The sequence below is a fragment of the Bradyrhizobium sp. NBAIM01 genome (assembly GCF_020194115.1).
In the GTDB taxonomy this organism is placed as follows: Bacteria; Pseudomonadota; Alphaproteobacteria; order Rhizobiales; family Xanthobacteraceae; genus Bradyrhizobium; species Bradyrhizobium yuanmingense.
In genome coordinates this window covers 109084-124609 of the sequence record NZ_JADYVU010000016.1, presented here as the reverse complement: position 1 = coordinate 124609, position 15526 = coordinate 109084, and the positions used below count along the sequence as shown (strand labels likewise).

2 protein-coding genes are annotated in these 15526 nt (G+C 65.4%); both read right to left on the bottom strand.

Annotated features, from left to right (window positions below; translation table 11 throughout):
• Window positions 1–5726: non-ribosomal peptide synthetase (locus tag I6F31_RS31910; RefSeq protein ID WP_225186674.1), on the bottom strand; the 5726-nt coding region annotated here is incomplete at its 3' end.
• Between the two features lie 50 nt (window positions 5727–5776).
• Entirely contained in the window at window positions 5777–15511 is a 9735-nt protein-coding gene (locus I6F31_RS31905) for a non-ribosomal peptide synthetase (RefSeq protein ID WP_225186672.1), read from the bottom strand.
• Window positions 15512–15526: the final 15 nt, after the last annotated feature.

Here is a 15526-nt window from a genome sequence, read left to right as displayed (position 1 = left end):
CCGATATAGAGCTCGCCGGCGACGCCGACCGGCGCGAGGTTGAGGTCACCGTCGAGAACGTAAAGCGTGGTGTTGCCGATCGGGCGGCCCAGCAGCGGACGATCATCCATCGCATCGAGCCGATGGCGCGCCGACCACACCGTGGTCTCGGTCGGACCGTACAGGTTCCAGACTTCGCCGGCTTGCGCCACCAGCCGCCGCGCCAGATCCGGCGGCAGCGCCTCGCCGCCGCACAGCACCCGGCAGCTCGCCGGCAGCGCAGGGCCGTCATGATCGAGCAGCATCCGCCAGGTCGACGGCGTTGCCTGGATCACGGAGACGCCATGCCGCGCCACCATCGCCTTGAGCTTGGCAGGATCATGCGCGGCCGCGCGATCCGCCAGCACGACGCAGGCGCCGATCGTCAGCGCCAGCCACAGCTCCAACACCGCGATGTCAAAGGACAGCGAGGTCAGCCCGAGCACGCGGTCGCCGGCCGTCATGCCGGGCTGCTTCGCCATGGTCGCCAGGAAGTTCGTCACCGCATCATGGCGAACCATCACGCCCTTGGGCAGGCCGGTCGAGCCCGACGTGTAGATCACGTAGGCGAGGCTCTCGCCGTAAACGGCGACATCGAGATTGCCGGCATCGCCGCCCTCGCCGTCCTGTCCATCAACGAACCACGCCTCCGCGCCGGTCTCCGCCAGTATGTCTGCGAACTGATCGTGCAATCCCTGTTGCGTCAGCACCAGCGCCGCGCCGCTGTCGCGCAGCATATGCGCCAGCCGCTCCGGCGGGTAATCCGGATCGAGCGGCAAATAGGCCCCGCCGGCCTTCAGCACCGCCAACAGCGCGACCAGCATCCCGACGCCGCGGTCGAGCGCCAGCCCGACCACGATTTCGGTCCCGACGCCGTGATCCCGCAATCGTCGCGCCAGCCGGTTGGCGCGCGCATTCAGCGCGGCATAGCTCAGCTCCGCCTCGCCGAACACCAGCGCGATCGCCTCAGGTGACTTCCGGACCTGTGCTTCAAATTGCTCGATCAACGACTGTCGCCGATCATGCGCCTGCGTCCGGTTCCACGTCTCCAGCAACAGCTGCCGCTCGTCGGGGGGCAAAATGTCGAGCTGCCGGACCGGCGCACGCGGCGCGCGATCCAGCGCATCGGCCAGTTGATCGAGTGCCTGCTGCATCATGGCGCAAATGCGATCGGCCGAGAACGGATGGACGATCTGGGCGGTCAGGCCAAGCGCCTGGCCATAATCCTCGACCGCCAGCATCAGGGGATAATTGGTGCGCTCTTCACCACCGAGCCATTCGATGCCGGAGTGCTCTCTGCCGGCAGCCAAATCGGCCGGCATCGCATTGTGCCGGTAGTTCAGGATCGCGCTAAACAGCGGCGCGGGCGCCGCGACGCCGCTGTATCGCTGCGCAAGCGCCAGCGAGGCGTGCTCGTGCGCCATCAGCTCGGTCAGCCGACCATGCGCATCACGGACGCTGTCCTCGACCGCTGTGTCGTCGAGGTCGAGCCGCAGCGGCAAGGTGTTGATGAACAGGCCCATGGTGCGATCGCCGCCGGCGCCGGCCTGCATGCGACCGAACAAAACAGTCCCGAACACCACCTGCTCGCGCCCACTGGTTCGCCCCACCACCTGCCCCCAGGCGAGATGGCAAAGGCTGGCCAGGCTGACGCCCAACCGCCGCGCCTGCACACGAAGCCTTGCGTTCAAGCTCTCGGGCAGCATCAGCCGGGTTTCGGCAATACCGGCACCATCGCCGTGCACCCGATCCAGGCCGAACGGCGTGGAGGGCTCGTCGATGTCGGCGAGCATGCCGCGGAAGAAGCGCTCATGCTCCTTGGTCGCCGCCGATCCGCGCGCCTGTGCCACCAGATTCCGGAACGGATAAGGCGGCGGCAATTCGTGGCTCCGCCCGGACAGGATCTTCCCGACCTCGTCGTGCATCACTTCGAGCGTGGAGTGGTCGCCAATCAAATGATGCAGCAGGACCAAAAGCAGCCAGCGCTCTCCACCCGGATCGGCCGCGACCGCAAATCGCAAAAGCGGCGGCCGTCCGAGATCGATCCGATGCAAACGCGGATCGAATCGTCGCGCGAGCTGCTCATCCCCAGGGCCTTCGCCATCCAGCACGACCTCGTCGACGACCAAGGACGCCTGCCGCCAAACCACCTGTGCCGGCGTGGACAGTCCGCTCCACACGATAGACGTTCGCAGAATGTCGTGACGGGCGACCACCTGCCGGACCGCGTCGAGATAGCGATCGAGCAGGTCGCGGCTGGCAAATGCCATTCGGCCGACCAGCAGATAGGGATCGCCTTCCTTCGACAGCAGGTGGTGGAAGAGAATGCCATCCTGAAGTGGCGAGAGGCCGTAGACATCCTGGATGTTGGCGACGCCGCCAGGAACGTCGGCCACGATGCTGTCGATGTCGGATTGCGTCAACGTGATCAGCGGCAACAATTCCGGTGTGATCGCCGTCGTCTGCCGGGTGATTTGATTGACCGGAACGTCGGCTTCTACGCCGCCATCGAGGCTGGCGGCAAATTCCGCCAGCACCGGCTTCGCGAACAGCATGCGCGCATCCGCCCTCAGCGCATGCCGCTGCAATCGCTCCAGCATGCGCACTGCGAGCAGCGAGTGGCCGCCGAGCTCGAAGAAGTGGTCACTGCGTCCGATCCGATCGACGCCCAAGAGCTCGGCCCAGATATTTGCGACAATCTGCTCGACCTCGCCTCGCGGCGGTTCGAAACGGCGCCGCGCATATGCATCGTTCTCCGGCGCCGGCAGTGCCTTGCGGTCCACCTTGCCATTCGGCGTGAGCGGGAGTGCATCGAGACTTACGAACGCTGACGGCACCATGTAGTCCGGCAGACACGCACGCAGGTGATCGCGCAACGCGCTGGCAAGCTCTCCGCCATCGCGCCTTACGCCCCCCCTAACGGCCACATAGGCGACCAGCCGCATATCGCCGCCATGATTGCGCTGCACCAGCACGATTGAATCGGCAACGTCGGCGTGCTCGTTGAGCCGAAACTCGATTTCAGCGAGCTCGATACGAAAGCCACGGATCTTGACCTGGTGGTCGTTGCGGCCGAGAAACGCAATATTGCCGTCCGGGAGATAGCGGCCGAGATCGCCGGTGCGGTACATGCGTGCATCCGCATCGCCGCAGAAGGGATCGCGCACGAAGCGTTCCGCCGTCAGATCGGCGCGATTGAGATAACCGCGCGCGATGCCGACCCCTCCGATATGGATTTCACCGACCGCACCGAGCGGAACGGGCGCACCGAACCGGTCCAGAAGATAGATCCGCGCATTCGGCAGCGGTCGACCGATCGGAGCCGCGTCGCCATCAAAGCCCCGATGCCGCAACCAGCTCGTGGCGCAGACCGTTGCTTCCGTCGGCCCATAACCGTTGAAGACGGCAATATCAGGAGGCAATCCCTTGACCAGCTCGGCCCTGGGCAATTCACCGGCAAGAACGAGAACCCGCAACGAGGCGAGCCGTTCGAGATCGGTCCGCCCGTGCAGCATCGCCGGCGGCAAGGTCGCATGCGTGATCGCATTGTCCGCGAGATAGCCGAACAATGCCGCGGTGTCCTGATGCTCGCGCGTGCCGGCCAGAAACAGCGCGGCGCCCGAGCACAGGGCCATGACGATTTCCCAGATGCTGGCATCGAAGTTGAGCGAGGCAAACTGCACGACGCGACTGCTCGAATTGATGTTGAACAATGCCCGCTGCGCCAACGCCAAATTCACCAGGCCACGGTGCTCGACCATCACCCCCTTCGGCCGACCGGTCGAGCCGGACGTGTAGATGATGTAGGCGAGGCTTCGCGCAGTCAGGCCTTCGAGGAGAACACTCGGATCCGACGTCGCCAGCCCTGCGTCTGCGTCGGGGTCGACCATCTCGCAGGTCCCATCTGGAATGATCGCGCGTCCTGTGGCGTCTGCGATCAGCAGGCGCGGCCTGGCATCGTCGACAATCTGACGTAGCCGCTCCGCAGGATAAGCGGGATCGAGCGGCAGATAGGCGCCGCCCGCCTTCAGCACGGCCAGCAGGCTCACCACCATTGCGATGCCCCGCGGCACGCAGATCGCAACGGGCTGATCCGGCACCACTCCCAAGGTGATCAAGTGCCGCGCAAGCCTGTTCGCCCGCGCATCGAGCTCGCTATAGCTCAGACGAACGTCCTCGTATGCCAGCGCAATGGCGTCCGGCGCCCTTCTCACCTGCTCCGCAAACAGATCTTGAATGCAGCTTTCGGAGGGAAACGGCGTGGCCGTCTCGTTCCAAGTGTCGAGAACGCGCCTGCGCTCATCGGCACCAATGATATCGATCCGGTCGACCTCCTGGTCCGCATCGGAGATCATCGCCCGCAGCACGGTCAACAGATAGCCCCGATGGCGCGTGATCGTCGCTTCGTCGAATAGCGACGTCGCATAATTCAGGGAGCCGACAATGCGCCCGTCCATCTCGCCGAGATTGAGCTCGAGATCGAACTTGACCTGTTGCAGCGGAATATCAGCGACCTCGGCTTTGAGGCCGGGCAACTCGAGAGGCCCCCTCTCGTTGTTTTGCCAGGCGAACACGGCCTGGAAGACCGGTGTCTGCTCCGGCCGTCGCAGCGGTTGGACGATCTCGACGACCTGCTCGAACGGTAGGTCCTGATGATCCTGCGCCGCGAGCGCCGCCGCGCGCACGCGGCGGAGCAGTTCGGCCACGCTGGGCTCCGCCGAGAGATCAACGCGGACAGCCAGCATGTTGACGAAGAATCCGATCAGGCCCTCGATCTCCGGCCTATTTCGGTTGGCCGTCGGAGTCCCGATGACGATATCGGTCTGCGAGGAGAGTCTCGACAACACCACTGCCCAGGCCGCCAGCACCGTCATGAAAGCACTGGCGCCATGCGACTGACTCAGTCGCCTGATGCCGGAGGCCAGCTCCACATCGATCTCGATCGGCAGGGACGCCCCGGCGAGCGACCTGATTGGCGGACGCGGCCGATCCGTCGGCAATTCAAGCACGGCAGGAGCGTCCGCGAGTGCTTCTCGCCAATAGTCGACCTGCCGCTGCAAGCGTTCGCCGGACAGCCATTGCCGCTGCCAGACGGCATAGTCCGGATACTGGATTGCCAATGGCGGCAGAGGATCGTCCTTGCCGGCGGCGAATGCCCGGTAGAGAGCGCCGAGCTCGCGCATGAGCACGCCGATCGACCAGCCATCGGAGACGATGTGATGCTGGGTGAGCAAGAAGAGATGCTCTCCCTCCGCCATCCGGATCAGGCGACCGCGGACCAACGGTCCTGCGGCGAGATCGAACGGCGTCGCGGCCTCCTCGCGGCAGAGGCGCGCCAGCTCCTGCTCGCGATCGTCCCGGCCACTCAGATCATGTTCGAGCAGCGGCACACGCTCATCCGTGGGCAGCAGCACTACGCGCGGCTGTTCGTCCAGTACGCGAAAGACGCTGCGCAGCGCTTCGTGGCGCGCGAACACACGGTCGATGCTGCGACGCAAGGCTTCGAGATCGAGCTCGCCCGTAAGCCGCAATGCTCCGCGAATGTGATAGCTGGAATTCGTACCATCGAGCTGCGCCAGCAGCCAGAGCCGCTGCTGCGCAAAGGACATTTCCAACGATCCGCTCCGCGCCACCACCGGAATGGCACTGGCGCCACTCCTGTCGGCACTCCGGCCGCGATCCCTGGCCAGCGCGACGAGCTTTCTCATCTGCTGGGGATCCAGATCGCGTAAGCTCGGCTTTGCCGTGTCAGCCATGCTCACTGCTCCGTTCCCACCAGTTCCTGGAGCTCTTCGGCATCGAATTCTTGCTCGATGAGCCTGATCGACACGACCCGGGCAAATGAGGCAAGATCGGGATGAGCGAACAGATCCGAGACCGCGATTGACACGCCGGTCTCCTGCGACACCCGGCTCAGCACCCGCACTGCGAGCAAGGAATGTCCGCCGAGCTCGAAGAAGTGATCGTTGCGTCCGACCTGATCGACGTCGAGCAGCTCCGCCCAGATCCCGGCCAGCGCCAGCTCGATCTCGTCCTCGGGTGCCTCGTAGGTGCGACTCGCCAACGCATCCTCGCCCGGCGCCGGCAGTGCACGCCGATCGATCTTACCGTTAGCGGTGAGCGGCAACTGCTCCAGCACCGTCACCGACGACGGCACCATGTAGTCAGGCAGAACGGCGGACAGTGCATCGCGCAAGGCGCGGCCGTCGAGCGACGGCCCGCCACTCGCATAGGCGAACAATTGGCGCCCGGTCCGGCCTTCGCCCGCCACAACGGCCGCCGCACGCACGCCACGCTGCTCGAGCAGACGCGCCTCGATCTCTCCGAGCTCGATACGGAAGCCGCGGATCTTCACCTGCTGGTCGGCGCGGCCGACATATTCAATCACGCCGTCGTTGCGCCAGCGCGCGAGATCGCCGGTGCGATAGAGGCGCGTGCCATCGTCGCTGAACGGATCGGGGACGAACCACTCCGCGGTCAGTGCAGCCCGGTTCAGATAGCCGCGGGCCTGGCCAACACCACCGATGAACAGCTCGCCGGTGACGCCGGCGGGAACGATATTGAGGTCGGAATCGAGAATGTGCGCCGACCTCGCACCGACGGGCCGTCCGATCGGTGCGGGTTGGTGAGGTGTCAACGCGGCGGCGTCGACGATCCACGCCGTCGGCGCGATCACCGTCTCGGTCGGGCCGTAGGCGTTGACCAGAAGATCGATCTTGACAGCTTCTCGAAATGCCCTGACTCCGGTATCGAACCAGGCTTCGCCACCGACGATACAGGCCCTGATCGCCAGCCTGCGCCCGCCCTGCCGCAATGCCGCGCTCAATTGATCCGCATAGGCCGGCGGCAGAAAGATCGAGGTCACAGCGTTGCGGGTCATCTCGCTGACGAGATCGTCAATCAGGAGACCGGGCTTCGAAGGCAGGACGAGCGAACCGCCCATCATCAGCGGTACCAGCCATCGCTCGTGGGCGATGTCGAAATTGATCGATGCCGTCTGGAACTCGCGGTCACGCGAGGTCATGCGGTACAGTCGGCCGATGGCTTCGCAATGCATCGCCAGCGGCCCGCGCGCAACCGCCACGCCTTTCGGCGCGCCGGTCGACCCGGACGTGTAGATGACATAGGCCAGGCTGTCCGGATGGATTTCGATGTCGAGGTTCCCGCCGTCCTCGCCGGCGCGCGGCGATGGCTCGTCGATGCAGAGCGCCTCGACCCCGGCTTCGCGCAGCACCGGTGCAAGCGGCTCGAGCAGCGCGCCTTGCGTCAGGACCAGCGCCGCGCCGCCGTCACGCAGCATGTAGGCGAGCCGCTCGGCCGGATAATCCGGATCGAGCGGCAGATAGGCGCCTCCGGCCTTCAGAACCGCGAGCAGCGCGATGATCATGTCCGGGCTTCGGCTCAAGGCAATGCCGACCAGCCGATCCGGACCGACGTTCCAGAGGCGAAGGCGTCGTGCGAGCGCGTTCGCACGCGCGTTCAACTCGCCATAGGAGATGCGCTGGTCGCCGCAGACGATGGCAATGGCAGACCGCGCCTGCGCGGCCTGTGCTTCGATATGCATCACGACGTCGGCGCAGGATGATGCGGAGGTCAGCCGCGCTGCGCCACTCCATTCGAGAGCTCGTCGCGCGTCCTGCTCGACTGCCGCAGAGAGATCACCGAGCGCACATTCCGAATTCGCCGCAATCCGTTCCAGCAGGGCGTGGAGAATGTCGCGAAGGCGCAGGATCGCCGCCTCGTCGACCCGGCTCCGGTCATAGTTGAATTCAATGTTCAGCCGATCGCCGGCGGCGAACACCGCGACCGCCAGCGCATAGTTCGTCGGCGTCACATGCGCCACACGTCCCAGCCGCGGACCACCTTCCCCGCCTCGCAGCACCCCCTCGTCGATCGGATAGTTTTCGAACACCAGGATACTGTCGAACAGCGGCTGCCCGGCACGGCCGGCGAGGCGCTGAATGTCGTAGAGCGGCGTCCAACCGTGCTCGCGCATCGCCAAATTCTGTTCCTGCAACTGGCGCAGCCAATCGCCCACGATAGCTTGCGGGCTGGTCGCATCGACGATGGGAAGCGTGTTGATGAAGAGGCCCACCATCTCCTCGGACCCGGGCAATTCGGCCGGACGGCCCGAGATGGTCACGCCGAAAGAGACCGCGGACTGCCCCGAATGACGCCGCAGCAGCTGTGCCCACGCACCCTGGATGAGCGTATTGAGCGTCACCCGTTCATGCTTGGCAAAGGACTTCAGCCGCTCGGTCAGCGCTGCGTCCACCGCAAGCCCGACACTGGCATGGCCTTCGGCCGGGGATGTCTTGGAGGGCGCCAGCGTGTTCGCGAGCAATGTGGGCGCCTCGAGCCCTGCCAAAGCCTCGCGCCAGAACCTCTCGGCGCTCTCGCGATCGCGACCCTGCAACCATGCGATGTAGTCGCGGTAGCTGCCCTGCACGGCCGGCAGCGGGCGACCGCTCGCCTGCTGCAACACCTCCGCCACCAGTCGGGCCGAGCTCCAACCATCGACGAAGATGTGATGATGGGTCCAGATCAGCCAGTGCCTGTCGTCGTCGAGACGGATCAGACGGATACGCTGAAGGGGCGGCTGCGAAACGTCGAAGCCCATCTCGCGCTCACGCCGGGATATCTCCGCCAGCGCGGCTTGCAGATCCGCAGGCGCGCTCCCGCGCCAATCCTCCTCGACGAACGGCACCGTCACATGACGATGCACCACCTGCTGCGCAGCACCCGACAGATTCTGCCAGACAAATCCGGTCCGCAAGGCCGCATACCGGTCGCTGACCACCTGCCACGCGGCTTTCAGCTTGCCGGCATCGACGCCGAACAGTTCGAGCCCGACCTGATTCACATAGGCGTCGTTGGCACCATCGCGCAGCGCATGAAACAGCATGCCCTGCTGCATCGGCGAGAGCGGATAGATGTCCTCGATGCCGCGAAGATCCAGGTTCGCAGCCAACCGATCGAGATCGGATTGAGCGAGCCCCGACAGCGGGACATCCGATGGCCTGAGACCGAACGCTCCATTGCAGCAATGGGCGATCAGTTCGCGCAATGCGTCCTTGTAATGTGCGGCGAGCCGCTCGATGGTCGCGTGCCGGTAGCGCTTGCGTCCGTATCCGAGAGATAATTCCAGCCGGCCTTCACGCACGAGGCCTGTAATGTTCAGCCAACCGCGCATCGGGGCCGTGGCGCTACGCGAGGGACCTGCACTCTCCGCTGCGAAGGAGAAGCGCTGGTTGGTCCCTACGTTGGCATCGAATCGGCCTAGATAGTTGAAGACGATCTGCGGCTCTGCCAATTGCGCCAGAGCCTGGCGCTGCTGCCCGGAGCCGAGATGGCGCAGCACGCCATAGCCGATCCCGCGATTCGGAATCGCGCGAAGCGTCTCCTTGACCGCCTTGATCAGCGACGCCTCGTCGCCTGCATCTTTCAGCCGGACCGGAAAGGCCGTCGTGAACCAGCCGACGGTGCGGGACACATCCGCATCCGGGAAGATATCCTCGCGGCCGTGGCCTTCGAGCTCCACGGCGATCTCGTCGTGCTGGCTCCAGCGCGACACCGCACGGACGAGACCGGCGAGCAGGAGATCATTGACCTGGGTCCGATAGGCAGCCGGCGCCTGTTCGAGCAGTTGCGACGTCAGGTCGGCATCGAACACCAATGACACCTCGCCGCCGTCCCCGACGCGATCGACGTCGCCATGGTCGTCATCGCACGGCAGACGCGCGCCGGCGCCACAATCCAGCCAATGGGGCAATTCGCCCGCGATCTCGGCGGTTACCGCATAGGCATGCAGCCGCTCGCTCCACGAGGCATAGGAGTCGCTCTTCGGCGGCAGCGCGACGGGACTGCCACGCTGGAGTTGGTCATAGGCCAACGCCAGGTCCTCCAGAAGGATGCGCCAGGATACGCCATCGACGACGAGATGATGGATCGCAAGCAGCAAGCGTTGGCTACCGTCCGCCAGGTCCATGCCGACAGCCCGCAGCAGCGGTCCCGAAGACAGTGAGAGACTTTCCTGCGCAGCGCGGGCGAGCGCCACGACCTCCGTCGCGCCGGCGACGCCCGCATGACGCCACAGCAGTTCGGATGACGCCGGTGCCGGGCCCTGCTCCGCCCGCCAGGCGCCATCCACCTGCCTGAACCGCAAACGCAGCGCATCGTGATGGTCCAGGATGGCCGCAAGCGCGCGCCGCAGCGTCTCCCAGTCGACCTGCATCCGCGGCAGCAGCAGAACCGCCTGGTTCCAGTGATCCCGGTTGGCAATGTCCTCGGCGAAGAAGCGCGTCTGAATCGGCATCAGACGGGGCATGCCAGATGCGGTGTCGCCGCCGACTGACGTCCTCGCCGCCGGTCTGTCCTTTCTGGTCGTCCCCGCCGACATAACGGCGACCGTCGCCAGCCCGGCAACCGTCTGCTGGCTGAAGATCTGCTTCGGCGTCAGCCGGATGCCGCGCTTGCGCAAGCGGGCGATGATCTGCAGGCTCAGAATCGAATCGCCGCCGAGTTCGAAGAAATTGTCATTACGGCCGACGCGCTCGCGAACGAGCACCTCGCACCAGACCGCCGCGATCGCAACTTCAAGATCCCCCGCAGGCGCGGCATAGCCGGCCGACGCCCCCTGTTCGGCCGGTTCAGGCAAGGCGCGACGATCGATCTTTCCGTTGGGCGTCAGCGGCAGTCGCACCAACATGACGATGTGTGACGGAACCATATAATCCGGCACGATTGCAGCCAGCTGTTGCTTGATCGCCTCGGCCTGCGGACCGGCGCCGCTCTCGGGCACGCAATAGGCGATCAGCTCCTGGCGCTCACTCGCACCGATGGCGCGTGACACGACCACCGCGTCATCGATTCCCCGCAGCGCCTTGATGACGCGCGCGACCTCGCCCAGCTCGATGCGATAGCCGCGCAACTTGATCTGGTCGTCAGAACGACCCAGGAATATCAGCCGGCCCTCGCGGTCGCAGCGGACGCGATCCCCGGTTCGGTAGAGGCGCCCGCCCGCGGCGCCGAACGGATCCGGCACGAAGCGTTCCGCGGTCAGGCCCGCCGCGCCGCGATAGCCCCGCGCCAGCCCAGCGCCGCCGACATAGAGCTCGCCAACGACTCCGATCGGCACCTCGTTCAAGGCGTCATCGAGGACATGGACGCGCAGATTGGCAAGAGGCAGACCGATCGGAACCGAACCGTCCCCGCGGCCTGCCGCGCACTCATGCGTCACCGCACCGACGGTCGTTTCCGTGGGCCCGTAATGATTCAGGATCCGGCATTCCGGCCGCAAACGCCGGACGTCGTCCAGCAGCGCGCCATCGCACGCCTCGCCGCCCAGGACGAGCGCGTCGCGGGGGAGCAGATCGGCCGAGTGCGAGGCCTGAAGCAGCCCTCGCAGATGGCTCGGCACGATCTTGAGAATGTCGACCTCGCCCTCGCGCATCGCTTGTGCAAACGCATCCGCGTCGAATACGGCCTCTGGTGACAGCAGATGCAGCGTGCCGCCGGATGCGAGCGCACCGAACAGGACAGTGTGGCCGAGGTCGGCCGCCACCGTCGAAACCATCGCCATGCTCGCCGACGGGCGCGGCTTCAGACGTTGCAGCAGAGCCTGGACATAATTGGCCAAGGCCCCGTGCGAGACGCTGACGCCCTTAGGCGCGCCGGTCGATCCGGAGGTATAGATGACGTAAGCGGTCTGCGTTGGATGAATGGTCGTGTCGAGCGGCAGGCTCGATACCTCGGCGCGCGCCGCTTCCGCCTCCGCGTCGAGCACCAGGCAGCCCAGCTCGCGCGCATCCGTCAATTTGTCGCCTGCCGCAAGCATGATGTCGATGCCGCCGTCGGTCAGGATACGGCGGACGCGCTCCAACGGCCATTTCGGATCGAGCGGGACATAAGAGCCGCCCGCCTTCAGCACACCGAGCAAGGCGACGACAAAGGCCGGAGAGCGCTCGATCCACAGCGCAACCGGTGTCTCGCGTGCCACGCCCTTCGCGATGAGGGCGTGTGCGATACGATTTGACCGCTGCTCGAGCGCCGCAAAGGTCAGTTGCCCCCGGCCGCATCGAATGGCGATGGCGGTCTGTCGATCGACTGTCGCCGCGCGATGAAGGCTCACCATATCGGCGAAGCCGAACGCCGCAGCCTCACTCGGCACGGTCTGCCGGTGTCCGTCGTCGATGACGAAGTCCGATATCCGCCGCTCGGCGTTGTCGGCGATCTGGCGCAGCATCGAACCGAATTGCGCCGCCAGCCGTGCAATGGTCGGACGATCGAATAGGTCGGTGGCGTAGTTGAACGTGACCTTCATCCCGACGCCATCGATGACGTCGAGGGCGAGATCGAAATGCGAACCAGCGAGATCGACAATGTCGACGTCGGCAGCGAGCCCCTCCACGCCGGAGAAACCGCCCGGCGCCGTCATGTAGTTGAACTTCGCCTGGAACAGGGGATTTTGCCCACCGCTGCGTTCGGGCTTGAGGCTGTCGACCAGCATTTCGAACGGAAGATCCTGGTGCGCCAGTGCCTCGACCACCAATTCCCTGACCTGACGCAACAGGCTCGTGAAGCTCGCTTCGGCGGTCATCTCGGCCCGCAGCACCAGCGTGTTGACGAAACATCCGATCAGTCGTTCGAGCTGCGTATGCCGGCGCCCGGCGACCGGCACGCCGACACGCAAATCACTCTGCCCGGTGTAGCGATGGAGCAGCGCGTAATATGCGCCGAGCAGTAGCATGAAGACGCTGACGCGCTGCTTGCCGGCGATCTCCCGGAGCTGGGACGCAAGCACGGCGTCGATGGCCAGACCGATCGTATCGCCGGCATGGCTCTGGATCGTCGGGCGCGGCCGATCATGCGGCAGCGCCAGCACCGGGTGAACATCGCCGAGCTTGGCGCGCCAATAGGCGAGCTGCCGATCGCCCTCGCCGCCCGCAAGCCAGCTTCGCTGCCAGGCCGCAAAATCAGCATATTGAATTGCCGGAACCGGCGGCACGCCTGCGTCCTGACCGGTACCGGCTCGATAGAGAGCGGCTAGCTCTTCGAGTAGCACATCAAGCGACCATCCATCGACGATGATGTGATGGGCCAGCAACAGCAATTCGTAGGCATCGTCCGCGAATTGAAGCAGCACGGCGCGCAACAATGGCCCGTTCACGAGATCGAATGGCTTGCCGAGCTCGGATCGCCTGACCGTCTCCGCGCGCTCGGAGCGCTCCCGCACAGAATAGGCGCGGAGATCCTCGTGCCGAACGCCGATGCTCATGACATCGTGGACGAGCTGCGTCCCACGGCCGTCTCTGGCGATGAACGTGGTGCGCAATATCTCGTGACGACGGACGATCTCGCCGAAAGCACGCGAAAGCACTGCACGGTCGAGCCGTCCCTTCAGACCGATTGTGCTCGCAACGGTATAGGCTGTCCCAGCAGGATCCATGTTCCAGAGGAACCAGAGCCGCTCCTGTGCGTGCGACAGCATCGTGCGATCGGCCGCGACGGCCCATGGGATCGGCGGGAGCGCCCGGCCAGCACCCGTGCCCGCCAGAGCATCGATCCGGCCAGCGAAGGCCGCAAGCGCCGGCGCGTCGAAGAAGGTGCGCAGCTCCACTTCCACGTCCAGGCGGTCGCGGATCGCAGCAGCAACCTGGCCAGCCGCGATCGAGTTTCCGCCCAGCACAAAGAAATCGTCCTCGCGATGCACCGCCGCGACGCCAAGCGCCTCGCACCACATCGCAGCGACGGCACGCTCGGTATCGCTCGCCGGCACCGTCACGGATGCAGTGCCGCGGCGACGCCCTCTCTCGAACACCGCGAAGCTGTCGAGCGTGTTGTCGGCGAGACGCGTTGCGCAGGCCGACCGCTGCAGCTTGCCGCTCGTCGTCAGCGGCATCGCTTGCGGGTTCAGCAGAACGATCACGGCCGGATATTCCTGCGCCTGCCGGAGCACGGCTTCGCCGATCGCATGTGCGAGCGCTTCCGGATTGCTACGCTTGAGCACGGCGCGGCTGAACTCCGCCGCCACTCCGATGGCTTCACGCCCCTCGACCTCGATGGGAAAGGCGGCAACCCGTCCGCTGCGGACGGATTCGACCTCGGCTTCGACCGCCTGCTCAACATCCGTCGGATAGACGTTCTGCCCGCGAACGATCAGCAGGTCCTTGAGACGACCGGCCACCACGAGTGCGCCGTCGCGAAGGAAGCCGATGTCGCCGGTCCGCAGCCAACGCGCACCATCTCGCTCGACGAAGGCTTGATGCGTGGCCTCGACATTGTTCCAGTAGCCGAGCGCGACACTGGGACCAGTGACCCAGATCTCGCCCACCTCATTCGCCTCGGCCACCGCCGATTCGTCGACGCGCATGATGCGCACGGCGTGACCAGCAGCAGTTCGACCACATGCCACGAGGTCCGTGCCTTCGCTGGCGCTCGCGATGCGGCCGGCGGCGAGTTCCGCGGTGTCGAGCGTGTAGCTGACGGTCTCGGCGGTGATGTCGCTGGCCGTGACCAGCAGCGTCGCCTCCGCAAGTCCATAGCAAGCCGTCAACGCCCGTCGATCGAACCCGGCCCGCGCAAACCGGTCGCCAAATTTCTCGAAGGTGGTGCGGCGGACGAACTCCGAGCCCGAGAACGCAAACCTCCACCGGCTGAGGTCGAGCCGACGGATGGTCTCTTCCGAGATGCGGTCGGTGCAGAGTGAGTACGCGAAGTCGGGGCCACCGCTCAACGTGCCGCCGTGACGGTCGATGGCCTCGAGCCAGCGCCGTGGCCGCTCCAGGAAGTTCCGTGGCGACATCAGGACGCCGGTAAAGCCCGTGAACAGCGGGTTCAGAAGTCCGCCGATCAGCCCCATGTCGTGATAGAGCGGCAGCCAGCTCACAAACACATCGTTCGGCGTTCCACTACAAACCGCTTCGATCGCACGCTCGTTGGCCGCTAGATTGCCATGGGAGACGCAAACGCCCTTCGGCTGCGAGGTCGAGCCGGATGTGTATTGGAGGAACGCGATCCCATCGGTGGCAGGCCTCGTCTCGCACCAGTCCGCGGCGAGATCGGGCGAAATCGTGTCCACCGCAACGATCTCCACGTCGGCGAGCTCGGGCAATGCCGCCTCGATGAGACCGCGCAGCCCCGTCTCCACCAGGATGAAGCGAGGCGCGGCATCCCGCAGGATACCGTTCAGTCGTCCTGCATAGCGCTCGGGACCGCCCTCAGGCGGATACGCCGGCACGGCGACTACGCCCGAATACAGGCAGGCATAGAATGCGACGGCATAGTTGATCCCGCTCGGAAGCAGAATCACCGCCCGTTCGCCCGCACCGCCCATCTGCTGAAACCATGCCGCAAGCGCCCTGATCCGAGCGTCCAGCGCGGCAAACGTCAGCTCATCGGCAACGTCGTCGCCCTCCAGGAATCGCAACGCCACCTTCTCCGGTCGCAAGGCGGCATGCTCTCGCAAGCGTTCGACGAGGTCGGATCTGTCCATGTTCTCAAATTCCTG